This window comes from Enterobacter sp. 3U4, from assembly GCF_057224565.1.
This window is the reverse complement of sequence record NZ_CP136665.1, coordinates 846,206-866,988: the sequence shown is the minus strand read 5'-3', so window position 1 is coordinate 866,988 and position 20,783 is coordinate 846,206. Positions and strand designations below refer to the sequence as shown.

General features: G+C 57.5%; 20 protein-coding genes. 8 read left to right on the top strand and 12 right to left on the bottom strand.

The features are described from left to right. Positions 1–321 precede the first annotated feature (321 nt). Both RVY89_RS04090 and RVY89_RS04085 read left to right on the top strand, forming a co-directional pair. Complete coding sequence (locus RVY89_RS04090; protein WP_484826973.1) at positions 322–654, top strand: RcnB family protein; 333 nt, start codon at positions 322–324, stop codon at positions 652–654. Further along, complete coding sequence (locus tag RVY89_RS04085) at positions 599–1,084, top strand: GNAT family N-acetyltransferase (RefSeq protein ID WP_484826972.1); 486 nt, start codon at positions 599–601, stop codon at positions 1,082–1,084. The genes RVY89_RS04090 and RVY89_RS04085 overlap by 56 nt, the downstream gene beginning before the upstream one ends. A 92-nt stretch (positions 1,085–1,176) precedes the next feature. Here RVY89_RS04085 and apbC read toward each other — a convergent pair whose 3' ends face one another. Beyond that, on the bottom strand, positions 1,177–2,286 hold the full coding sequence (gene apbC, locus RVY89_RS04080) for an iron-sulfur cluster carrier protein ApbC (protein WP_484826971.1): 1,110 nt from the start codon (positions 2,284–2,286) through the stop codon (positions 1,177–1,179). A 137-nt stretch (positions 2,287–2,423) separates the two neighbouring features. On the opposite strand from apbC, the gene metG reads away from it, so the two are divergent. Then, positions 2,424–4,457 carry a methionine--tRNA ligase gene (gene metG / locus RVY89_RS04075; protein ID WP_484826970.1) on the top strand — a complete coding sequence of 678 codons (2,034 nt, stop codon included), beginning with the start codon at positions 2,424–2,426 and terminating at the stop codon, positions 4,455–4,457. A gap of 106 nt (positions 4,458–4,563) precedes the next feature. On the opposite strand, the gene RVY89_RS04070 is transcribed toward metG, so the two are convergent. The 3 genes from RVY89_RS04070 to RVY89_RS04060 are packed head-to-tail and all read right to left on the bottom strand — an operon-like array spanning position 4,564 to position 7,479. Next, entirely contained in the window at positions 4,564–5,034 is a 471-nt protein-coding gene (locus RVY89_RS04070) for a YehS family protein (RefSeq protein WP_484826969.1), read from the bottom strand. Between the two features lie 46 nt (positions 5,035–5,080). Then, positions 5,081–5,800, bottom strand: a complete 720-nt coding sequence (btsR, locus tag RVY89_RS04065; protein WP_024908144.1) for a two-component system response regulator BtsR — start codon at positions 5,798–5,800, stop codon at positions 5,081–5,083. After that, the gene (locus tag RVY89_RS04060; protein WP_484826968.1) at positions 5,794–7,479 is read right to left on the bottom strand and encodes a LytS/YhcK type 5TM receptor domain-containing protein; all 1,686 of its coding nucleotides are present in this window, start codon (positions 7,477–7,479) and stop codon (positions 5,794–5,796) included. The genes btsR and RVY89_RS04060 overlap by 7 nt, the downstream gene beginning before the upstream one ends. Before the next feature lie 217 nt (positions 7,480–7,696). On the opposite strand from RVY89_RS04060, the gene mlrA reads away from it, so the two are divergent. Further along, entirely contained in the window at positions 7,697–8,437 is a 741-nt protein-coding gene (gene mlrA / locus RVY89_RS04055) for an HTH-type transcriptional regulator MlrA (protein ID WP_048224086.1), read from the top strand. A 69-nt stretch (positions 8,438–8,506) separates the two neighbouring features. Further along, the gene (locus tag RVY89_RS04050; RefSeq protein ID WP_008500895.1) at positions 8,507–8,620 is read left to right on the top strand and encodes a protein YohO; all 114 of its coding nucleotides are present in this window, start codon (positions 8,507–8,509) and stop codon (positions 8,618–8,620) included. On the opposite strand, the gene RVY89_RS04045 is transcribed toward RVY89_RS04050, so the two are convergent. The 5 genes from RVY89_RS04045 to bglX form a co-directional block, all read right to left on the bottom strand. Next, on the bottom strand, positions 8,595–9,332 hold the full coding sequence (locus RVY89_RS04045) for an ABC transporter permease (protein WP_484826967.1): 738 nt from the start codon (positions 9,330–9,332) through the stop codon (positions 8,595–8,597). The genes RVY89_RS04050 and RVY89_RS04045 overlap by 26 nt on opposite strands. Further along, positions 9,316–10,266: an ABC transporter ATP-binding protein gene (locus RVY89_RS04040; protein WP_371897272.1), complete on the bottom strand. Its 951-nt coding sequence runs from the start codon at positions 10,264–10,266 to the stop codon at positions 9,316–9,318. Before RVY89_RS04040 ends, RVY89_RS04045 begins: the two co-directional genes overlap by 17 nt. Further along, on the bottom strand, positions 10,259–11,416 hold the full coding sequence (locus tag RVY89_RS04035) for an ABC transporter permease (RefSeq protein ID WP_484826966.1): 1,158 nt from the start codon (positions 11,414–11,416) through the stop codon (positions 10,259–10,261). The genes RVY89_RS04040 and RVY89_RS04035 overlap by 8 nt, the downstream gene beginning before the upstream one ends. A gap of 12 nt (positions 11,417–11,428) precedes the next feature. Continuing rightward, on the bottom strand, positions 11,429–12,346 hold the full coding sequence (gene osmF, locus RVY89_RS04030) for a glycine betaine ABC transporter substrate-binding protein OsmF (RefSeq protein ID WP_484826965.1): 918 nt from the start codon (positions 12,344–12,346) through the stop codon (positions 11,429–11,431). A gap of 146 nt (positions 12,347–12,492) precedes the next feature. Next, on the bottom strand, positions 12,493–14,790 hold the full coding sequence (gene bglX, locus RVY89_RS04025; protein WP_484826964.1) for a beta-glucosidase BglX: 2,298 nt from the start codon (positions 14,788–14,790) through the stop codon (positions 12,493–12,495). A gap of 189 nt (positions 14,791–14,979) precedes the next feature. Between bglX and dld the strand changes: the two genes are divergently transcribed. Next, positions 14,980–16,728 (top strand): D-lactate dehydrogenase, encoded by a 1,749-nt coding sequence (gene dld, locus RVY89_RS04020; RefSeq protein ID WP_484826963.1) that lies wholly within the window; start codon positions 14,980–14,982, stop codon positions 16,726–16,728. Positions 16,729–16,840: 112 nt separating this feature from the next. Then, a complete protein-coding gene (locus RVY89_RS04015) occupies positions 16,841–17,395 on the top strand; it encodes a GNAT family N-acetyltransferase (protein ID WP_371897277.1) in 555 nt (184 codons plus the stop codon). Between the two features lie 94 nt (positions 17,396–17,489). Here the strand turns inward: RVY89_RS04015 and pbpG are convergent, their stop codons facing one another. Together pbpG and RVY89_RS04005 are read right to left on the bottom strand one after the other, a co-directional pair. Continuing rightward, entirely contained in the window at positions 17,490–18,416 is a 927-nt protein-coding gene (gene pbpG / locus RVY89_RS04010; protein WP_484826962.1) for a D-alanyl-D-alanine endopeptidase, read from the bottom strand. 167 nt (positions 18,417–18,583) lie between these two features. Then, on the bottom strand, positions 18,584–19,171 hold the full coding sequence (locus tag RVY89_RS04005) for a Yip1 family protein (RefSeq protein WP_023312454.1): 588 nt from the start codon (positions 19,169–19,171) through the stop codon (positions 18,584–18,586). A 157-nt stretch (positions 19,172–19,328) separates the two neighbouring features. On the opposite strand from RVY89_RS04005, the gene RVY89_RS04000 reads away from it, so the two are divergent. After that, positions 19,329–19,901 carry a DedA family protein gene (locus RVY89_RS04000; protein WP_048028237.1) on the top strand — a complete coding sequence of 191 codons (573 nt, stop codon included), beginning with the start codon at positions 19,329–19,331 and terminating at the stop codon, positions 19,899–19,901. A gap of 82 nt (positions 19,902–19,983) precedes the next feature. On the opposite strand, the gene RVY89_RS03995 is transcribed toward RVY89_RS04000, so the two are convergent. Beyond that, positions 19,984–20,748 (bottom strand): SDR family oxidoreductase, encoded by a 765-nt coding sequence (locus RVY89_RS03995; protein WP_484826961.1) that lies wholly within the window; start codon positions 20,746–20,748, stop codon positions 19,984–19,986. Positions 20,749–20,783 lie beyond the last annotated feature (35 nt).

The following is a 20,783-nucleotide window of genomic DNA, read 5'->3' as shown; positions in this document are numbered from 1 at the left end:
TAAAAAAATGGAAGCAAGCCCGCTTCACCCGAAGACAATATTAAATCTTCTTTAATGGTAAAGCATTCGCATAGCAGTCCAATTTTGACGTGAAAATTTATTTTCAGAATTGAGTAGAGAAATAATAAATTTTAAAAATATAAAGCACAGGCAATATTCACCACAATGATAAACATCTTCCAATGCGACTACACAAAACCGTCCACTTTTGTTACATTTTTTTTCAAACAGACCCTGCGTTGATACTTAAAATGGACTGTCTGCGCCGCTTTGCACGACCCGCAGACGCAAAGTATCTGTCACGATATCACTGGAGAAAAAATGGCTAAGCGTAAATTGCTGCTTCTGGGTGTATTACTGTCTCTGGCGGGATCCGCATTCTCTGCCCCGCAAACGGCCTCTGCCCCCTCCGGCATCAAGGTCTATGAAGAACAAGAGTTCATCGCTGACTTCACGAAATTCAAGATTGGCGACACGGCACCGGCGCAGTATCAAACGCCCGAGTACACCATCAAACAGTACCAGCTGCGTAACCTGCCGGCTCCGGATGCCGGAACCCACTGGACCTACATGGGTGAGAACTACGTGCTGATCGGCGATGCGGACGGCAAAATCTACAAAGCCTATAACGGAGATATTTTCTATCACCGCTAATACCATTCTGATCCGCCCCTGGCAGGAAAGCGATCGCCCTTTCCTGCGCACGCTTTTCCTCCACGCCCGGCGTGAAGCCTGGCCATGGCTGGACGGTTCAGACTGGCACCTGGAAGACTTTGACGCGGCAATCCGTGACGAAGAGATTTGGGTTGCCACGCAGAATGGCCATCGCCTGGGTTTTGCCTCCGTCTGGACGAACGATAATTTTCTGCACAACCTGTTTGTGGATCCGCAGTATCAGAGCCTCGGGGTCGGGAAGTTACTCCTGGAACAGGTTCAGAAGACGTTTACCAGTACGGGTTCGCTTAAGTGTCTGGTGAAGAATGCGCGGGCTGTCGCGTTTTACCAGCGGCACGGCTGGCACATTGAGGCGACGGGTGATTCTCCTGACGGAGAGTACTATCTGATGCATTACCGGCTTGGGTAAAGTCAGGTGGCGCTTCGCTTCCCTGACCTACAAAACCGTATTTCGTAGGCCGGGTAAGGCGAAGCCGCCACCCGGCACTAAGCGAAGAGGAATTACACCGCGCGGAACGCGATTTCCCCTGGGATGATTTCGCCCTGCCAGTAGAGCTGCGCCGCAACGCGTCCCGCCAGCTGACGATACATTTCTGCAAATTCGCTGTCCGGACGGCTGACCACCGTCGGCTTTCCGCTGTCGAGATCTTCACGAAGGGTAATGTGCAGCGGCATCTGTCCCAGCAGCTGGGTATGATACTTCGCGGCCAGTTTTTCTGCGCCTCCCGTACCGAAGATAGGTTCATGGTGCCCGCAGTTGCTGCAGATGTGCATGCTCATGTTCTCAACGATACCGAGCACCGGCACTTCCACCTTCTCGAACATCACGATGCCTTTTTTGGCGTCGATCAGCGCGATATCCTGCGGCGTAGTCACGACGACCGCTCCCGTAACCGGAATGTTCTGCGCCAGCGTCAGCTGAATGTCACCGGTGCCCGGCGGCATGTCCAGCACCAGATAATCCAGATCCGGCCACATCGTCTCCTGCAGCATCTGCAGAAGCGCTTTACTGGCCATCGGGCCACGCCAGACCATGGCGTTATCGTCAGTCACCAGGTAACCGATGGAGTTGGTCGCCAGACCGTGCGCCATGATTGGCGCCATGTGGGTCCCGTCCGGCGAGGTTGGGCGCTGGTTTTCCGCCCCCAGCATGTTCGGAATAGACGGACCGTAGATATCCGCATCCAGAATTCCGACCTTTGCCCCTTCCGCTGCCAGCGCGAGCGCCAGGTTAACGGCGGTAGAGGATTTCCCTACTCCGCCCTTGCCCGAGCTGATGGCAATGATATTTTTCACGCCGTTCACGCCAGGCTGGTTTTTCACGCGCTTCAGCGTGGCGATGCTGTGGCTCAGCTTCCAGTCGATCGCCTTAGCGCCGGTAATGCGCAGCAGCTCAGAGCTGGTCTGCTCTTTCAGTGCGTCAAAGGCGCTGGTCCAGACGAACGGCATCTGCAGCTCAATGTGCAGCGTATCGTCCAGCCAGGCAACGTGGTGTAACGCTTTCAGCGTAGTGAGATTATGCTTCAGGGTTGGATGCTGAAAGTTAGCCAGCGTCCCGGCGACCATTGCTCGTAAGGCTTCCGGTGATTTGGCCTGGGATTGAGAACTCATCCCGACTCCTTTGTTCTTGTGAATAAGACCTTAGATGAACAAGTTTACCTGAAAGGCCGTGGTTTGTGCTTACTTAATAATGCCCCTTTTGGTAATATCAAAAACCCTTTTCACAGTTAAAAGAAGTAATGCCTACTATGACTCAAGTCGCGAAGAAAATTCTGGTAACGTGCGCACTGCCGTACGCCAACGGCTCAATCCACCTCGGCCACATGCTGGAGCATATCCAGGCTGATGTCTGGGTCCGTTACCAGCGAATGCGCGGCCACGAGGTTAACTTCATCTGTGCGGACGATGCTCACGGCACGCCGATCATGCTGAAAGCGCAGCAGCTGGGGATCTCCCCGGAGCAGATGATTGCCGAAATGAGTCAGGAGCATCAGACCGATTTTGCTGGCTTTGACATCAGCTATGACAACTATCACTCCACGCACAGCGATGAAAACCGCGAGCTGTCGGAGCTGATCTACACCCGTCTGAAAGAGAACGGTTTTATTAAAAACCGCACCATCTCGCAGCTGTACGATCCGGAAAAAGGCATGTTCCTGCCGGACCGCTTCGTCAAAGGCACCTGTCCTAAATGTAAATCCCCGGATCAGTACGGCGATAACTGCGAAGTGTGCGGCGCAACCTACAGCCCGACCGAGCTTATCGAGCCGAAATCCGTGGTTTCCGGCGCCACGCCTGTGATGCGTGACTCCGAGCACTTCTTCTTCGATCTGCCGTCCTTCAGCGAAATGCTGCAGGCGTGGACCCGCAGCGGCGCCCTGCAGGAGCAGGTGGCGAACAAAATGCAGGAGTGGTTCGAATCTGGCCTGCAGCAGTGGGATATCTCCCGCGATGCGCCGTACTTCGGCTTTGAAATCCCGAACGCGCCGGGCAAATACTTCTACGTCTGGCTGGACGCGCCAATCGGCTACATGGGCTCCTTCAAGAACCTGTGCGACAAGCGCGGCGACACAACCAGCTTCGACGAATACTGGAAGAAAGACTCCACTGCCGAGCTGTATCACTTCATCGGTAAAGACATCGTTTACTTCCACAGCCTGTTCTGGCCGGCAATGCTGGAAGGCAGCAACTTCCGCAAGCCGACCAACCTGTTCGTACACGGCTACGTGACGGTGAACGGCGCGAAGATGTCCAAGTCTCGCGGGACGTTCATCAAAGCGAGCACCTGGCTGAACCACTTCGACGCGGACAGCCTGCGCTATTACTACACCGCGAAGCTCTCTTCACGCATCGACGATATCGACCTGAATCTGGAAGATTTCGTACAGCGCGTGAACGCGGACATCGTGAACAAGGTGGTGAACCTGGCATCGCGTAACGCGGGCTTTATCGCCAAGCGTTTTGACGGCGTGCTTTCTGCCGAACTGGCCGATCCTGAGCTGTATAAAACCTTCACCGATGCCGCCGCTGCGGTTGGTGAAGCCTGGGAAAGCCGTGAATTCGGTAAAGCGATTCGTGAAATCATGGCGCTGGCCGATGTTGCCAACCGCTATGTGGACGAGCAGGCCCCGTGGGTTGTCGCGAAACAGGAAGGCCGCGACGCTGATCTGCAGGCGATCTGCACCATGGGTCTGAACATGTTCCGCGTGCTGATGACCTGGCTGAAGCCGGTTCTGCCACAGCTGGCAGCCCGTGCTGAAGCGTTCCTGAACACGGAACTGACCTGGGATGCTATCCAGCAGCCGCTGCTCGGCCACAAGGTGAACACCTTCAAGGCGCTGTACAACCGCATCGAGATGAAGCAGGTTGAAGCCCTGGTGGAAGCGTCTAAAGAAGAGGTGAAGGCGGCTGCGGCACCTGTTACCGGCCCGCTGGCAGACGATCCGATTCAGGAAACCATTACCTTTGACGATTTCGCCAAAGTCGATCTGCGCGTGGCGCTGATTGAAAACGCGGAGTTCGTGGAGGGTTCAGACAAGCTGCTGCGCCTGACGCTGGATCTGGGCGGCGAGAAGCGTAACGTCTTCTCCGGCATCCGTTCCGCCTATCCGGACCCGCAGGTGCTGATCGGCCGTCAAACTGTGATGGTGGCTAACCTGGCGCCGCGTAAAATGCGCTTCGGCATCTCTGAGGGGATGGTGATGGCCGCGGGCCCTGGCGGGAAAGATATCTTCCTGTTAAGCCCTGACGAAGGCGCGAAGCCGGGTCAGCAGGTGAAATAACAAAAAAGCCGGAGATTATCTCCGGCTTTTTTTTGGCATTTTGTTTTCTCCCTCTCCCCGTGGGAGAGGGTCGGGGTGAGGGCATCAGGCCGCCCCCCTTCCGCAATCACACTTTCGGGTGATGCACCCGGTGGGTCAGCCCGCGCAGAAAATTACGCAGAAACTGGTCGCCGCACTCGCGGTAGTTTTTATGATCCGGCGCGCGCATCATGGCGGTCACTTCCGGCACGGATACACGGTATTTTTGCTCGGTCATGATCGCCACGATATCGTCCGTTTTCAGCGAGAACGCGATGCGCAGCTTTTTCAGCACCGTGTTGTTGTTCACCCGACGCTCCAGCGCCAGCTCTGGCGCGGCCGGATCTTTGCCACGCTTATCGTAAATCAGGCCGTTCAGGAAACCCGACAGAATAATGTCAGGGCAGCGGACAAAACCCTCTTCGTCTTCTTTGGTCATCCAGGTGTCAAAACTCGCAGACGTGGATTCCATGTCGGACAGCGCAAGAATGCGCACCATGTCGTTATTGTTCGCTTTCAGGGTGTAGCGCAGGCTACGAAGAATATCGTTACTTAGCATAGAGCCTTCGAATGTCGATGATGCAATGGCGCGCAGTGTACCAGCTTTATAGCCCAATCGCCTCTTTCAAACTCTTCAGGTAGCGACGGCTGACGGGTACCGTTTGCCCGGCGCGCAGCACCAGCTCGGCCTGGCCGTTATCTTCCAGGCGGATTTCCTTCAGGTGCGCCATATTCACCAGGTACTGACGATGACAGCGAATCAGCGGCGTGCGACTCTCCAGCGTGCGCAAGGTCAGCTCGGTAAACCCTTCGTTCCCTTCCGCGCTGGTGACAAACACCCCGCTCAGGCGGCTGCTGACAAACGCCACATCATCCATCTGCAGAAGATAAATTCGGCTGTGCCCGGTGCAGGGGATAAACTTCAGCGGCTGCTGATTTTCCGGCAGCAGCGTGACGTCCTGTACGGTGCGCTCCTGGCGTAAACGGGTGAGCGTTTTTTCAAGGCGCTTCTCTTCAATCGGCTTGAGTAAATAGTCAAACGCGTGCTCCTCAAAGGCCTTAACGGCGTATTCATCAAACGCCGTCAGAAACACGATATAGGGACGATGTTCCGGGTCGAGCATGCCGACCATCTCCAGCCCGCTGATGCGGGGCATCTGAATATCGAGGAACAGCACGTCCGGGCGCAGTTTATGCACCGCGCCGATGGCCTCAATGGCATTCGCGCACTCCCCCACAATCTCAATATCCGGCTGCTCCTGCAGCAGAACGCGCAGGTTTTCCCGTGCCAGCGGCTCGTCATCCACAATCAGCACTCTTAACATGCGTTTTCCTCCAGCGGCAGTCGTACGGTAATACGGGTAAATCGGTCGGGCTCGCAGGCGACGGTAATGCCACAGTCGTCGCCAAAATGGGCGCGCAGGCGTTTATCCACCAGGCTCATCCCTAAACCGCCGGAGGCGGAAGGCTGATAGAGCCCGGCATTATCTTCAATATCCAGCACCAGATGGTGATTAAAACGGCTGGCGGCAATGGTTATCTCCCCCGTTCCCAGAAGCTGCGATGTGCCGTGCTTAATGGCGTTTTCGACAATGGGCTGCAGGGTAAAGGCCGGAAGATGTTGATACGCCAGCTCGTCCGGTACCGAGAGCGATACCTGCAGGCGCGACTGGAAACGCGCCTGCTCAATCTGCAGATAGGCGTTCACGTGCTCAATCTCATCAGCGAGGGTCACAATCTCAGATGGCCGTTTCAGGTTCTTGCGGAAAAAGGTCGACAGAAACTGCACCAGCTGGGCGGCCTGATCGCTGTCGCGGCGGATCACCGCTTTGAGCGTGTTGAGGGCATTAAACAGGAAATGCGGGTTGACCTGGGCATGCAGCAGTTTAATCTCAGACTGCGTCAGCAGGGCTTGCTGCCGCTCATACTGTCCGGCGAGGATTTGCGCGGAAAGCAGCTGGGCGATCCCCTCCCCCAGCGTGCGGTTGATCGAGCTGAACAGACGGTTTTTCGCCTCATAGAGCTTGATGGTGCCCATCACCCGCTGATTCTCGCCGCGCAGCGGAATCACCAGCGTAGAGCCCAGCTTGCACTGCGGATGCAGCGAACAGCGGTAAGGTACTTCGTTTCCGTCGGCATATACCACCTCGCCGGTTTCAATGGCGCGCAGCGTGTAGGCTGAGGAGATGGGTTTACCCGGCAGATGGTGATCGTCGCCGGTGCCGGTAAAGGCCAACAGCCGCTCGCGGTCGGTGATGGCCACCGCGCCGATGTCCAGCTCCTTGTAGAGCACCTGCGCGACCTTCATGCTGTTCTCTTCGTTAAAGCCCTGGCGCAGTATCCCTTCGGTCGAGGCGGCGACCTTCAGCGCCGTGGCGGAAAAGGCCGAGGTGTACTTCTCAAACATGGCGCGCTTGTCGAGCAGAATGCGCATAAACAGCGCCGCGCCCACGGTGTTGGTTACCATCATCGGGGCGGCAATGCTGCTGACCAGGTGCAGCGCATCCTCAAACGGACGGGCAATGAGCAGAATGATCGCCATCTGCGCCATTTCTGCCACAAAGGTAATGGCACCGGCCGTGAGCGGACTGAAGACTTTATCCGGGCGACCGCGTTTAATCATGTAGCTATGCACCAGCCCGCCGAGCAGCCCTTCCACGATCGTCGAGATCATACAGCTGAGCGCCGTCATCCCGCCCATGGAATAGCGATGCAGCCCCCCGGTTAAACCGACAAGGCCACCGACGACGGGACCGCCCAGCAGTCCGCCCATCACCGCGCCGATAGCGCGCGTATTGGCAATAGAGTCTTCGATATGGAGACCAAAATAAGTCCCCATGATGCAGAAAATAGAGAAGGTGACGTAGCAGAGCAGCTTATGCGGCAGGCGGACGGTGACCTGCATCAGCGGGATAAACAGGCGTGTTTTGCTCATCAGCCAGGCAATGACCAGAAACACGCACATCTGCTGAAGCAACAGCAGCACCAGATTAAACTCGTACATACTCAAAACCGCACACGCTAAAAACGCGTAACATACACTGATGCGGGTTTACTTTCTTTGAAGCATCCCAAAAAAGCGCAAAATCGTGTCCGTTATCACACCTTTTTCTGAATATCGCGCATGCTTCGCATTGTTTGTTCAAAAATCAAACAATCCTTCCTGGTTCGCCAAAGTGAGTCTACAGTTAAGCTGGGGACGCGTAAGCCAGGGGGCGAATATGGCGCTTTACACGATAGGTGAAGTGGCACTCCTTTGTGATATCAATCCCGTTACCCTACGGGCGTGGCAGCGACGGTATGGATTACTCAAACCGCAGAGGACCGACGGTGGGCATCGCCTTTTCAATGAAGCCGATATCGACCGCATTCGCGAAATTAAAAGCTGGATCGACAACGGGGTGCAGGTTGGCAAAGTGAAGTCCCTTCTGAGCCACGACGACCCGGATACGCAGCATCTCTGGCGCGAACAGCAGGAAACCCTGCTGCGGCTCCTGCAGGCAGGCAATCTTCAGCGCCTGCGCGCATGGATAAAAGAGCAAGGCCGCGATTACCCGGCACAGACGCTGATCTCCCATCTTTTCATTCCGCTCCGTCGACGCCTGCAGTGCCAGCAGTCTACCCTGCAGGCGCTGCTCAGCATGCTCGACGGGGTGCTGATCAACTACATTGCCGTCTGCCTTGCCTCGGCGAAGAACAAAGCCGGAAAAGATGCGCTGGTAGTCGGCTGGAACGTACACGATACCACCCGCCTGTGGCTGGAAGCGTGGATTGCGACCCAGAAGGGCTGGCGCGTGGATGTCCTGGCGCACTCGCTGGCGCAGCTCAGACCTGAGTTTTTCGACGGCCAGACCCTGCTGGTCTGGTGTGGCGAAGTGCCGTCCGCCACGCAGCAACAGCTGCTGACGGAATGGCGGGAGAATGGTTACCCGGTTTATTCCCTTGGCCCGGATGAGCCATAACGGCATTTAATGGTTCATTAACAGCTGCGCTTCACCGTATAATTGTTCCGTTAACAACAGGAGCACATGATGAAGGCAACCAAACTGGCCATTATTACCCTTTTTGTCCTGATGGCCGTGAGCGGTATCGGCGGCGTAATGCTGGCAGGATACTCGTTTATTGTTCGCGGCGGTGTCGGCTGAGGTACAGCGCCAGCCGCTCAAAAAGGCGATCGACGACGATTGCCGCCAGCGCGACCAGCACTGCCCCCTGCACAATGTAAGCCGTATTAAACCCGCTTAAGCCGATAATGATCGGCGTTCCCAGCGTATTGGCACCGACCGTAGACGCAATGGTCGCCGTCCCGATGTTAATGATTACCGAGGTGCGGATCCCGGCAATAATAACCGGCGCCGCAAGCGGCAGTTCAACCTTGCGCAGCCGCTGGAAACGACTCATTCCCATCCCTTCAGCCACGCTCAGCACCGACGCCGGTACCGCCGCGAGGCCCGCAAGCGTGCCCTGCAGCACCGGCAATACGCCGTATAAAATCAGCGCAACGATCGCAGGCTGCTGACCAAAGCCCATCACCGGAACCGCTATCGCCAGCACCGCCACGGGGGGAAACGTCTGTCCGATAGCCGCAATCGTCTCCACCAGCGGGCGAAACTCCCGGCCCGCAGGGCGCGTGACCGCGATGCCCGCCCCCACGCCCAGCACAACCGCGATGGCACTGGAGAGCGCCACCAGCCAGAGATGCGCCAGGGCGAGATTAATGAAGCTCTCCTGCTGATACACCGGCCGCGGCAGCCCGGGAAAGAGGCTGTTAAACAGCGCCGCGCTGTGGGGCATCAAAAACAGTAAGGCGACAAAGAGCGCTACCAGCCAGAGGAGCGGATCACGCAGTGCCTTCACGCGTCACCTCCCCGGCCAGCAGATCGCGAAAGTGTAAGGTTCCGCACGGCGCGCCTCGGGCATCCGAAACGGGCAATACCTCGCACTGGCGCGCGACAAACGCGGAGAGCGCATCCCGCAGGCTCATCTGCGCCTGCAGCGGTTCGCCGCTCACCGACACCGCATCCCGACGCATATAGTCGCTGACCGTCCGCAGGGAGAGCAGCCTGACGCCCAGCTCGCTGCGGCCAAAAAACTCGCGCACAAAGTCGTTCTTCGGCCAGGTTAACAGCTCAAGCGGCGAGCCCTGCTGCACCACTTCGCCATGATCCATCAGCACCAGATGGTCGGCCAGGCGCAGGGCTTCATCAATATCGTGCGTCACGAGAACGATCGTGCGTCCGAGAATGCGGTGAATGCGGGTCATCTCCGCCTGCAGCGCCCCGCGCGTAACCGGGTCCAGCGCGCCGAAGGGTTCATCCATCAGCAGTACCTGCGGGTTAGCCGCCAGCGCGCGCGCCACGCCGACGCGCTGCTGCTGCCCGCCGGAAAGCTGGTGCGGATAGCGATCGCGCAGCGCGGGCTCGAGCCCCAGCAGAGACATCAGCTCGTCAACACGCTCGGCGATTTTCGCCCGCGACCATTTTTCCAGCTGCAGCACGGTGGCGATGTTCTGCGCCACCGTCCAGTGCGGAAACAGGCCGATAGACTGAATGGCATAGCCCATCCGACGGCGCAGCTCCAGCACCGGCAGGCTGCGGATCTCCTCCCCGGCAAAGCGAATCAGCCCGCTGTCATGCTCAACCAGCCGGTTGATCATCTTCAGGGTGGTGGATTTACCCGACCCCGAGGTGCCAATCAGCACGGAAAACGCCCCCTCGGCAAAGTTCAGGTTCAGGTGGCTCGCCGCCGGGCGACCGGCAAAAGTTTTACTGACATCATGAAATTCAATCATTGGCTCTTCTCCCGAGCAGCGCGAGCCATAAGGCAAACAATGCGTCGACGACCACCGCCAGCGCAATCGTGGGCACCACGCCCAATAACACCAGATCCAGGGCACTGCTCAGCAGCCCCTGGAACACCAGCGCGCCAAAGCCGCCCGCGCCAATCAGCGCCGCAATCACCGCCATGCCGACGGTCTGTACCGCCACCACCCGCAGGCTGCGCAGCAGCAGGGGCAGCGCCAGCGGGAGCTGAATTTTCCAGAAACACTGCCGGGCGCTCATTCCCATCGCATGGGCGCTTTCCAGCACGTCAGGTGCGACCTGACCTAAGCCCGCAACCACGCCGCGCACCAGCGGCAGCAGGGCATACAGCACCAGCGCGATTAGGGCGGGCGTTAACCCCGTTCCGGCAATACCGAGCGTTCCCAGCACAGGAAATGACTTCACCAGCCCGGCCAGCGGCGCGATCAGCAGGCCAAACAGCGCAACGGAAGGAATGGTCTGGATCACGTTGAGCACGGCAAAGATCCCACCCTGGCGTGAAGGATGGCGATAGCACCACATGCCGAGCGGTATCCCGATCAGCAGAGCAGGGATCAGCGTGCCGAAAAGGATTGTCAGGTGTTGCGCCAGGGCATCATCGAACACCTCCTGACGGTTGGCGTACTCTTTTAGCAGCGAGAGATTGTTCAGTTCCCCGCTGAACAGCAGGAGTAAAGGAATACACCATATCTGCGCATTGAGCACCCAGCGCCAGACGGCGCTGGCGATGAGTCGACGAATGGCATCGCTGCAGGCCAGCAGGCAGAGCGCCAGCCACAGCCACAGGCCGCTGCCCACCGTGGTTCTCGCCAGCGGACTTTCCGCCGAGGCCATGTGCGTCGCCGCCATCCCGGCGCTCCAGAACAGAATGATAAACAGCCCTTCGGAGAGGAGCAGCGTCAGCCACTGCGCCGGGCGTCCCTGCCAGAGCGACAGGATCACCCACGCGCCAAGCGACGCCACAAGCCACACCGGCGTGAACGACCAGACCTGCCAGAGCGCTTTGCCCTCCCCCGACATCAGGCGGTTTGGGGCAACGTTGACAAACGGTAACGCGACCGCCGCGATGGCCACGCAGGCCAGCAGCAGCAGGACGCGGTTATGACATTTTATTGGCACAGCCCTTTCCCGTTACTTCACAAGCCCTTGTTGCTTCAGGAAGTCGGCGGCCACTTTTTTGGCATCCAGTCCCTCGACGGCAATGCTGGCATTTAGCTGCTGCAGCGTTTTTTCATCCAGCTTTTCGAAGACCGGTTTGAGCCATTCTGCAATATCCGGATAGGCTTTCAGCACCGCCTCACGCACGACAGGGGTCGGAGCGTAAATCGGCTGTACGCCTTTAGGATCGGTCAGGGTTTGCAGACCAAGCGCCGCCACCGGGCCGTCAGTGCCGTAGGCCATGGCCGCGTTAACGCCGGAGGTTTGCTGCGCCGCCGCTTTGATGGTCACCGCAGTATCCCCGCCCGCCAGAGAGAGCAGCTGCGCCTGGTCGAGCTTGAAGTCGTAGGCTTTTTCGAACGCCGGGAGCGCATCAGGACGCTCGATAAACTCCGCAGAGGCCGCAAGCTTGAAATCGCCCTTCTCTTTCAGGTAGCGGCTGAGATCCGCAAGCGAGGTGAGCTTGCCTTTCTCCGCCACGTCCTTGCGCACGGCGATAGTCCAGGTGTTGTTGGCCGGGGCTGGGGTCAGCCAGACCAGTTTGTTCTGTTCCGCGTCGAGCTTTTTGACTTTCTCATACCCGGCTTTGGCGTTTTTCCATGCCGGATCGTTTTCTTGTTTGAAGAAGAACGCGCCGTTGCCGGTGTATTCCGGATAGATATCCAGCTCGCCGGAGGTAATCGCGCCGCGCACGACGGGCGTGGTGCCGAGCTGTACTTTATTGACGGTTTTCACGCCGTGGCTTTCCAGCACCTGCAAAATAATATTGCCGAGCAGCGCGCCTTCAGTATCGATCTTTGAGCCCACCTTTACCGGCTCCGCCGCCTGTAACGGCAGACTCAGCGCCGCGAGTAACACCGCAGATCCCAACATCCCCTTTGCAATCGTCATTCCGCTATCCTCATTTTTTTGCTGCCTTTTTCAGAGGCTTGAGAGAAAAGCGTAGCTTAAAACGGCGGAATTAACCGTCAAAATGCCTTTTTAGCATAAGGTAAGACGCCTCCCCCGCAGGACGGGGGAGGCAAAGGAGGGAAAGGTTACAGCAGCTCGAACTCGCCTTTATTCACGCGGGCGGAGTCCACGCCGATAAAGACGTTAAACTTGCCCGGTTCCGCGTCATATTTCATCTGCTGGTTCCAGAACTTCAGCGCGTCCACGTCGATCGGGAAGCTGATGGTTTGGGTTTCGCCCGGCTTCAGGTTGACCTTCTCAAAGCCGCGCAGCTGTTTCACCGGACGGCTCATCGACGCGGTGACATCCTGAACGTACATCTGAATCACCGTTGCCCCTTCGCGCTTGCCGGTGTTGGTCACCTCAACGCTGGCGGTAACTTTGCCGTCACGCTTCAGGCTCGGCGACGACATTTTGACGTCAGAGACCCTGAAGGTGGTGTAGCTCAGGCCGTAACCGAACGGATACAGCGGGCCGTTAGCTTCGTCGAAGTAACGAGAGGTGTACTTGTTCGGCTTGTCGGCATTGTACGGACGACCGGTGTTCAGGTGGCTGTAGTAAACCGGGATCTGCCCGACGGAGCGCGGGAAGGACATCGGCAGCTTGCCCGACGGGTTGTAATCGCCAAACAGCACGTCGGCGATGGCGTTACCGCCTTCGGTACCGGCGAACCAGGTTTCCAGAATGGCGTAAGCCTGCTGGTCTTCTTTCACCAGCGCCAGCGGACGACCGTTCATCAGCACCAGCACCAGCGGCTTGCCGGTCGCTTTCAGGGCGGCGATCAGATCGCGCTGGCTCTGAGGAATGGTGATATCGGTACGGCTGGAGGCTTCGTGCGCCATACCCTGCGCTTCCCCCACGACCGCGACAACGACGTCAGACTGCTTCGCGGCGTTCACTGCCTCGTCAATCATCTCCTTCGGCGTGCGCGGATCGACCTTGACCGCTTCCTCGTACTGGTTGAGGAAGGTCACGATGTCTTTATCGTTGGTGACGTTCGCCCCTTTGGCGTAAACCACTTTGGCATTTTCACCGACGGCACTCTTGATACCGGTCAGCACGGTCACGGACTGGTCGGCTACGCCTGCGGCGGACCAGCTGCCCATCACGTCGCGCTTGCTGTCGGCCAGCGGGCCTACCACGGCAATAGTGCCTGATTTTTTCAGCGGCAGCGTGTCTAGGCGGTTTTTCAGCAGCACCAGGCTTTCGCGCGCCACGTCACGCGCTTCTTTGCGGTGCAGGCGACTTTCGGCATTGGTATCTGCCGGGTCAGAGTCTTTCGGACCCAGGTGGCTGTACGGATCGTTAAACAGCCCCATGTCGTATTTCACATTCAGCACGTGACGGGTGGCATCGTCCAGCTCCGCCATCGTTACCTTGCCGCTCTTCACCAGCCCCGGCAGGTATTTGCTGTAATACTCATCGCTCATGCTCATGTTGATGCCGGACTTGAGCGCCACGCGCACCGCGTCTTCCGGATCGGAGGCAGTACCGTGCTTGATCAGCTCTTTAATCGCGCCGTGGTCAGAAACGGTGATGCCTTTAAAGCCCCACTGGTCGCGCAGCACGTCTTTCAGCAGCCAGGAATCGGACGTCGCAGGCGTGCCGTTCAGGGAGTTCAGCGCCACCATCACCGCCCCGCTGCCCGCATCCAGGCCTGCCTTGTACGGCGGCATATAGTCGTTAAACAGGCGCTGCGGGCTCATGTCGACGGTGTTGTACTCTTTACCGCCTTCCACCGCGCCGTAGGCCGCAAAGTGTTTGACGCTGGTCATCACCGAGTAGCGGTCCGCCGGGCTTTTGCCCTGCATCGCTTCCACCATGGTTTTGCCCATCGTGGAGGTTAAATACGTATCTTCACCAAAGCCTTCCGAGCCGCGGCCCCAGCGCGGATCGCGCGAGACGTCCACCATGGGCGCCCAGGTCATGTTCAGGCCGTCGTCAGCCGCTTCATAAGCCGACACGCGCCCGACGGTTTTCACCGCGTCGAGGTTAAAGGAAGATGCTAAGCCGAGGCTGATGGGGAAGACGGTGCGCTGGCCGTGCACCACGTCATAGGCAAAGAACAGCGGAATTTTCAGGCGGCTGAGATCCATCACCTGGTCCTGCATCTTGCGGATATCCTGGCGGGTGACGGTATTAAAGATGGCCCCTACCTGCCCGTCTTTGATCATCTCGCGGATGGCCTCTTTCGGGTTATCCGGGCCGACGCTGATCAGACGCAGCTGGCCGATTTTCTCATCGACCGTCATTTTCTTGAGCAATTCCGTGACAAACGCATCCCGCGCTTCAGGCGTGAGCGGGTGATTACCAAACAAATCCTCTGCCAGCGCAGGTTGCAGCGCCAGGCTGACGGCGACACCTACAGAACATAGCCATTTCATGTCGTTTTACTCTCTCATCAATAACCGCCGGACGATCTCGGCCATACCGTGCGAAAAGCGCAGTGTGCCACAAACCCTCAGAACGTTGCAGGGTTATTCTCTGATTTTTCTCGTGAATACTCGACCGCTTAACAGTTAATCGCGCTATGCTTTACAGCGAGAAATTTGCCCCACCACAAGGAGTGGAAGATGTCTTCTGTTCGAACTGACGATAACAAAACATTCATTAACGAACTGTCGCGCTTGGTTGGCTCCTCTCACCTGCTTACCGACCCGGCCAAAACCGCCCGCTACCGCAAGGGCTTCCGCTCCGGTCAGGGCGAGGCGCTGGCGGTGGTTTTCCCCGGCACGCTGCTGGAGCTTTGGCGCGTGCTGAGTGCCTGCGTCGCCGCCGACAAGATTATTTTAATGCAGGCGGCCAATACGGGCCTGACCGAAGGCTCCACGCCGAACGGCAACGATTACGATCGTGACATCGTGATTATCAGTACCCTGCGCCTCGACAAGCTGCACCTGCTGGATAAGGGCGAGCAGGTGCTCGCGTTCCCCGGCACCACGCTTTACTCCCTCGAAAAAGCCCTTAAGCCGCTGGGTCGTGAGCCGCACTCGGTGATTGGCTCCTCCTGCATTGGCGCCTCGGTGGTCGGTGGGATCTGCAATAACTCCGGCGGCTCGCTGGTGCAGCGCGGCCCGGCCTACACCGAGATGTCGCTGTTTGCCCGTATTGACGAAAACGGCAAGCTAACGCTGGTGAACCATCTGGGAATCGATCTCGGCGTAACGCCGGAACAGATCCTCAGCAAGCTCGACGACGATCGCGTGAAGGATGAAGACGTGCAGCACGACGGTCGTCATGCGCACGATCACGACTACGTGACCCGCGTGCGGGATATCGACGCCGATACGCCGGCGCGCTACAACGCCGACCCGGACCGCCTGTTTGAATCCTCCGGCTGCGCCGGGAAGCTTGCCGTTTTCACCGTGCGTCTGGATACCTTCCCGGCGGAGAAAAAGCAGCAGGTATTTTACATCGGCACCAACCAGCCTGAGGTTCTGACGGAGATCCGCCGTCATATTCTGGGCGAATTCACCCATCTGCCGGTGGCGGGCGAGTACATGCACCGGGACATTTACGATATCGCCGAGCGTTACGGCAAAGACACGTTCCTGATGATCGACAAGCTCGGCACCGACAAAATGCCGTTCTTCTTCACCATGAAGGGCCGTACCGACGCGATGCTGGAGAAAGTGTCGCTGTTCAAACCCCACTTCACCGACCGCTTTATGCAGAAGCTGGGCAACGTTTTCCCGGCGCATCTGCCGGAGAGGATGAAAACCTGGCGCGACAAGTACGAACATCACCTGCTGCTGAAAATGGCCGGAGACGGGATCGCCGAAGCGCAGAGCTGGCTGACCGAGTTCTTCAAATCCGCCGAAGGGGATTTCTTTGCCTGTACGCCTGAAGAAGGCAGCAAAGCGTTTCTGCACCGCTTTGCCGCCGCAGGAGCCGCCATTCGTTACCAGGCGGTGCATTCCGAAGAGGTGGAAGATATTCTGGCGCTGGATATCGCCCTGCGCCGTAACGACACCGAGTGGTTTGAGCACCTCCCGCCTGAAATCGACAGCAAGCTGGTGCACAAGCTCTATTACGGCCACTTTATGTGCTACGTCTTCCATCAGGACTACATTGTCAAAAAAGGGGTCGATGCGCACGAACTGAAGGAGCAGATGCTCGCCCTGCTGCGTGAACGCGGCGCACAATATCCTGCGGAACACAACGTCGGGCATCTTTATAAAGCCCCTGACGCACTTAAGCAGTTTTATCGCGAGAATGACCCTACAAACAGCATGAATCCCGGCATTGGCAAAACAACGCGGAAGAAATACTGGAAAGAGAGCACAGACGCGGAGCAGCGCATAACGCAAGCGTCTGATTAATTCCTACAGCCAAATTTGAGAGATTGTTTAGCGCTCCTTAATCGTAATAGAGTAACCGTCTGACGCCGGAGGAACGTTTCTCCGGCATTCGATAACGAGGAGCAGGCACATCATGTCGGCTATTGATGTTTTATCCGAGACCGAACTGGAAGTGCGCGATGCCCTTCCCGATGATGTGCATGCCATTGCCGCGATCTACGCCTGGCATGTGCTTCACGGGCGTGCGTCATTTGAAGAAGTCCCCCCCACCGTCGACGAAATGCGTCAGCGTATGAAAAGCGTTGCTGAGAGCGGTTTACCGTGGCTTATCGCGCTGTATCGCGGCATCGTGGTGGGCTACTGCTACGCCACCCCTTACCGACCGCGACACGCCTACCGCTATACCCTGGAAGAGTCGATTTATGTGGATGCCAGCATCACCGGGCGCGGTTTTGGTTCGGCACTGATGGATGCGCTGATTGAACGCTGCGAGCAAGGGCCGTGGCGACAGATGATAGCCGTAGTGGGAGATGGCAATAACAACGCCGGTTCGTTACGCCTGCATAAAAAACATGGCTTCGTGATTGTCGGTCAGCTGCGCAGCGTGGGCTATAAGAAAGGCGACTGGCGGGATACGGTGATTATGCAGCGCCCGCTCAACGATGGTGACTGGACGCTGCCGGAATAAAAGCAAAACGGTAACCTGGGTTACCGTTTTTAGTGTTTTCTCCCTCTCCCTGTGGGAGAGGGTCGGGGTGAGGGCATCAGCGCGCAGAGGAGAATTAATCGTTCTGCGCCGTCGCCATCTGCTCGGCTTTCTGCTTTTTATACGTCAATGCCGCGGCCGGTACAGGCTGCACTTTCCCGGTCTCAATCCAGGTACGCAGGCGGCTCGCATCCGCAAAGTGCGTGTATTTGCCGAACGCATCCATCACCACCAGCGCCACCGGCTTACCGTTAAACACCGTGCGCATCACCAGACAGTGTCCTGCCGCGTTGGTAAAGCCGGTTTTCGTTAGCTGAATATTCCAGTTATCGCGGTAAACCAGATGGTTAGTATTGCGGAACGGCAGCGTATAGGCCGGATTCGCAAAGGTAGCCATCTCTTCACGGGTGGTGCTGAGCTGACCAATCAGCGGGTACTGTTTGCTGGCAATCAGTAGTTTCGTCAGGTCGCGCGCCGTGGAGACGTTGTTGATCGACAGCCCCGTCGGTTCAACGTAGTGCGTATTGTTCATCCCCAGCGCTTTGGCTTTTGCGTTCATCGCGCGGATAAAGGCGTCGTAGCCGCCCGGATAGTGGTGCGCCAGGCTCGCCGCCGCGCGGTTTTCAGACGACATCAGCGCCAGCAGCAGCATATTCTTACGGCTGATCTCACTGTTCAGGCGCACGCGGGAGTAGATCCCTTTCATCTCCGGCGTGTGGCTGATATCCACTTTCAGCTTTTCGTCCAGCGGCAGATGGGCATCAAGCACCACCATCGCGGTCATTAATTTGGTAATAGAGGCGATCGGTCGCACCAGATCCGGATGGCTGGCGTAAATCACCTTATTGGTGTTGAGATCGACGATCATCGCGCTGCCGGAAGCAATTTGCGGTTGGGCAGCGGCTGCGGCAACCACCGCAGGCGTTTTAGCGACGGCCGGCACGGCAGCGGACGCGCCCAGCAACAGCGCCAGGCTAAGTAAAGAGACTCGGAATTTCAGCATGGTGAGACTTCTGATAATTATTCACGCACGTTATGACGTACACCGCCTGGGTCGACGGATAAACTCAGGCTGGCTTCGGCATCATAGCCGTCAGCGGGCGTTGTCGCCAGAGGATAATCGTGAACAGATGCTGCATTGCTGGCATTTACGCCAGCAATGCAGTGCGTTTAGAAGAGACGGTATCCATAACCCCAGAGAATCACCGTCAGCGCCAGTAGCGCCTCCAGTACCAGCACCCCGATGGCAAGCGTTGAGCTGGAGAAGCTCAGGCCCTCTTCTTTATTGATATTCAGGAAGGTTGGGACCCCCAGATACAGCAGATAACCGGTGTAAAAGAGGGCAATGGTACCGATCAGCGCGCACAGCCAGACCAGTGGATAGAGCGCAACAATACCGCTTAAGAACAGCGGGGTCGCGACATATCCGGCAAAGACCATACAGTGCGCCAGCGATGGACGCTGCGGGTAGTTACGCGCCATCCAGTGAATGACCCTCCCCATGACCGCCACACCCGCCAGCATCAGGCCATAAAAGACGATGGCCAGATAGAGTCCGGTAAACCAGGAGAGCTGAACCACGGTGCCGTCACCGAAGTTCCAGCCGATTTGTGTCGTTCCGATAAAAGCGCATATTACCGGCACCGCAGCCATCAGCAGCACGTGGTGCGTGTAATGATGCGAGACCGTTTCGTTCTCACTTTTAATGACATGCATTTCACGATCGGGATGGGAGAAAAGTCCCCAGACATGGTTCATAGCGCCCCCTTGTTGTCGGCCCGTCAGCGATACCTTAAGTATAATGCAGGCTTTAGATTATTTTATGTACAGTGGGAAATTTCCGTTGATTTCCCCGCTGTTGATTCATGGGGTATATGATTAAACGAGGTACGCTGAGGGAGATAACAGTTACGTAATGGATATTAACGCACTCATTGAGCAATATGGATATGCCGCGCTGGTCATCGGTAGCGTGGCAGAAGGTGAAACCATCACGCTGTTAGGGGGCGTCGCCGCGCATCAGGGGTTACTGAAATTCCCGCTGGTCGTCGCCGCGGTCGCACTGGGCGGGATGATAGGCGATCAGCTGCTCTACTTTCTCGGGCTGCGCTTCGGGCCAACGCTGCTTAAGCGTTTCGCAAAGCATCAGAAGAAAATCCGCCGCGCTCAGCGGCTCATTCAACGCCATCCCTATCTGTTCGTCATCGGCACGCGCTTTATGTATGGCTTTCGCATTATCGGGCCGATACTCATTGGCGCCAGCCATCTGCCGCCCAAAATTTTTCTGCCGCTCAATATTGTCGGCGCGATTGCCTGGGCGCTGATCTTTACGACGCTCGGTTATGTAGGGGGCGAAGTGATCGCGCCCTGGCTGCATAATCTCGACCAGCACCTGAAGCACTGGGCATGGTTGATTCTGGTGGTCGTGGCAGTGATTGCGGTTCGACTGTGGCTGAAGCACCGGGAAAAGAGGCGGGATGAGGAGTGAGTGCGGCCTGATGCCCTCACCCTAACCCTCTCCCACAGGGAGAGGGAACTAAAAACACCCTCTCTCACAGGGAGAGGGGAACCTACCCCTCCGGCTTAAACTGCGGGTTCGCCAGCATAAAGCCCCCGTCGACGATAAACGATTGCCCTGTTGTATAGCTGGCGTCGCTGTCGCACAGCCACGCCACCAGGCTGGCAATCTCTTTAGTATGGCCCGGCCTTGCCAGCGGGATTTCCGGCATTGAGCCTTCCTGCACTTCGCTGTCGTCCATGTCATTCATCGGCGTGGCAATGGCACCCGGCGCGACGGCATTCACCAGAATATTGTGCTTAACCAGCTCCATCGCCATGGATTTGGTTAACCCGCCCAGGGCATGTTTCGCCGCCGTGTAGGCGCTGGCCTCCGGCAGGGGCGTGTGTTCATGTACCGAGGTGATGTTCACAATCCGCCCCCCTTTCCCCTGCTTCACCATCTGCCTTGCGGCAATTTGTGAACAGAGAAACGCGCCGTCCACATCGACGGTGAAAATGTTCCGCCAGTCGTCAAACGGCATCTCGAGGAACGGCGCTTTGGTCATCGCCCCTGCATTATTGACCAGCACGTCCAGCCGACCAAAACGCGCAATCAGCGTTTCAATGGCCTCAGCGCCTTCCGGCAGCGTGCTTAAATCAAGATGGATAGCCTCCGCGCGCTGCCCCTGCGCTTCGACTTCGCGGCAGGTTTCCAGCGCCCCTTTTTCATCCGAGTGCCAGGTGACGCCAATATCAAACCCGCGCTCGGCCAGCATCAGGGCCGTGGTTTTCCCAATCCCGGAATCCGATGCGGTAACAATCGCTACTCTGGTCATACTCACCTCCTGAAAAACTGCAAAGAGGTAAGTAT

Excerpts from the sequence above, each read along its gene's own strand:
- RVY89_RS04015 (WP_371897277.1), top strand. The coding sequence starts at position 16,841 with ATGTCGGCTATTGATGTTTTATCCGAGACCGAACTGGAAGTGCGCGAT.
- osmF (WP_484826965.1), bottom strand. The coding sequence starts at position 12,346 with ATGACGATTGCAAAGGGGATGTTGGGATCTGCGGTGTTACTCGCGGCG.
- mlrA (WP_048224086.1), top strand. The coding sequence starts at position 7,697 with ATGGCGCTTTACACGATAGGTGAAGTGGCACTCCTTTGTGATATCAAT.
- RVY89_RS04005 (WP_023312454.1), bottom strand. The coding sequence starts at position 19,171 with ATGAACCATGTCTGGGGACTTTTCTCCCATCCCGATCGTGAAATGCAT.
- RVY89_RS04000 (WP_048028237.1), top strand. The coding sequence starts at position 19,329 with ATGGATATTAACGCACTCATTGAGCAATATGGATATGCCGCGCTGGTC.
- RVY89_RS04070 (WP_484826969.1), bottom strand. The coding sequence starts at position 5,034 with ATGCTAAGTAACGATATTCTTCGTAGCCTGCGCTACACCCTGAAAGCG.
- metG (WP_484826970.1), top strand. The coding sequence starts at position 2,424 with ATGACTCAAGTCGCGAAGAAAATTCTGGTAACGTGCGCACTGCCGTAC.
- pbpG (WP_484826962.1), bottom strand. The coding sequence starts at position 18,416 with ATGCTGAAATTCCGAGTCTCTTTACTTAGCCTGGCGCTGTTGCTGGGC.
- RVY89_RS04090 (WP_484826973.1), top strand. The coding sequence starts at position 322 with ATGGCTAAGCGTAAATTGCTGCTTCTGGGTGTATTACTGTCTCTGGCG.
- dld (WP_484826963.1), top strand. The coding sequence starts at position 14,980 with ATGTCTTCTGTTCGAACTGACGATAACAAAACATTCATTAACGAACTG.
- RVY89_RS04040 (WP_371897272.1), bottom strand. The coding sequence starts at position 10,266 with ATGATTGAATTTCATGATGTCAGTAAAACTTTTGCCGGTCGCCCGGCG.
- RVY89_RS04060 (WP_484826968.1), bottom strand. The coding sequence starts at position 7,479 with ATGTACGAGTTTAATCTGGTGCTGCTGTTGCTTCAGCAGATGTGCGTG.
- btsR (WP_024908144.1), bottom strand. The coding sequence starts at position 5,800 with ATGTTAAGAGTGCTGATTGTGGATGACGAGCCGCTGGCACGGGAAAAC.
- RVY89_RS03995 (WP_484826961.1), bottom strand. The coding sequence starts at position 20,748 with ATGACCAGAGTAGCGATTGTTACCGCATCGGATTCCGGGATTGGGAAA.
- RVY89_RS04085 (WP_484826972.1), top strand. The coding sequence starts at position 599 with ATGCGGACGGCAAAATCTACAAAGCCTATAACGGAGATATTTTCTATC.
- bglX (WP_484826964.1), bottom strand. The coding sequence starts at position 14,790 with ATGAAATGGCTATGTTCTGTAGGTGTCGCCGTCAGCCTGGCGCTGCAA.
- apbC (WP_484826971.1), bottom strand. The coding sequence starts at position 2,286 with ATGAGTTCTCAATCCCAGGCCAAATCACCGGAAGCCTTACGAGCAATG.
- RVY89_RS04050 (WP_008500895.1), top strand. The coding sequence starts at position 8,507 with ATGAAGGCAACCAAACTGGCCATTATTACCCTTTTTGTCCTGATGGCC.